This window comes from Devosia naphthalenivorans (assembly GCF_003056355.1).
GTDB classification, from domain to species: Bacteria; Pseudomonadota; Alphaproteobacteria; order Rhizobiales; family Devosiaceae; genus Devosia; species Devosia naphthalenivorans.
On the sequence record NZ_PYVW01000040.1, the window covers coordinates 1 to 1463 of the forward strand.

A 1463-nucleotide genomic window follows, 5' to 3' on the forward strand; every position below is an offset into this window, starting at 1 on the left:
AACGGCCGGAAAGGTGAAGGGTTTGGGATGCCGCTTGGCGTCGCAAAGCCACCCATGCAGGAACCCGCGGTCCGCACACGCTGCGCTATGGGGTTTTCGGATTTGGCCTGGTCAAGTGCCGGTCGCAAACTGCCGTATATGGCGTGGCGAGTTGGCCAGGTGGATGTCGTCCGCGCAGCATTTGAGGCTCAGCGACGACGGAGTTGATGAGATTGGCGTGCATGACGATGGTCGCTGGAGCGCCTGGCACGAACCATCCTGTCGGCCCGCGACGTGGCGCGACCGATTGATCGAGCGGATCATGCCGGGTCATGAAGGGTCTCCCGGACTGGTGGTCTCGCGGTCGGCGGCGCGCGGGGCTGGCACCACGCAGCAAAGGTCTCGATGATCACCATGGTGCCGCCGCAGCAGGGACAAGGCGTGCGTTGGTCCGGGGCAGTCTCCTCGGCCGCGGGTTCGTCCGGCGGTGGCGTCATCCCCAGCATGTCGCGGGCCTGGGCGAGACAATCCTTGCGGGCGGAGCTAGCGAGCAGGCCGTAGTGCCGGATGCGATGAAAGCCACGCGGCAGAACGTGGATCAGGAAGCGGCGAATGAACTCGTCGGCGGCCAGGGTCATGATCTGCTGCCGCTCGGCGCCGCTGCGGCGATAGTTCTTGTAGCGGAAGGTGACCTCATTCCCATCAAGTCCGAGCAGGCGACTGTTCGAGATCGCCACGCGATGGGTGTAGCGCGAGAGATAGGCGAGGACGGCTTCAGGCCCGGCAAAGGGCGCTTTGGCATACACGACCCAACGCTTCTTGCGGACCGGTGCAAGGTGACGGACGAAGGTCCGGCGGTCGCTGAGCTCTGCTATCTTGCCGAAGAAGACGAGCCGCCTGGCGTCATGAAGCTCCAGTAGCCGGGTGAGGAACAGACGCCGGAACAGCGCGCCCAACACCCGCACCGGCAGCAGGAAGGCTGGTCGCGACGAGATCCAGCGTCCATCCGGTGTGATGCCACCACCGGGCACGATCATGTGGATGTGCGGATGGTGGGTCATGGCCGAGCCCCAGGTGTGCAGCACGGCGGTGATGCCGATGCGGGCGCCCAGATGCTTTGGATCTGCCGCTATCGTCAGCATGGTCTGCGATGCTGCCTTGAACAGCAGGTCATAGACCAGCCCCTTGTTGTGGAAGGCGATGTCGGCGACCTCGGCCGGCAGCGTGAAGACGACATGGAAGTACCCAACCGGCAGGAGATTGGCCTGCTGGGCTTCGAGCCAGGTGCGTGCCGCGGCGCCCTGGCAGCGCGGGCAGTGCCGGTTGCGGCAGGAGTTGTAGGCGATCCGCCGATGCCCGCAGTCGGAACAGGCTTCGACGTGACCGCCCAGAGCTGCACTGCGACAGCTCTCGATCGCCGACATGACCTTGAGTTGAGGAAGGCTCAGGTGCCCGGCATGGGTAGCGCGATAGGCGGGACCGGC

At 65.2% G+C, this 1463-nt stretch carries 1 protein-coding gene; it reads right to left on the minus strand.

The genetic code is table 11. From position 1 onward, the window contains the following. Nucleotides 1–299: 299 nt before the first annotated feature. Nucleotides 300–1463 (minus strand): IS91 family transposase (locus C8264_RS21905; RefSeq protein WP_108463104.1); only part of this gene is annotated, 1164 nt, incomplete at its 5' end.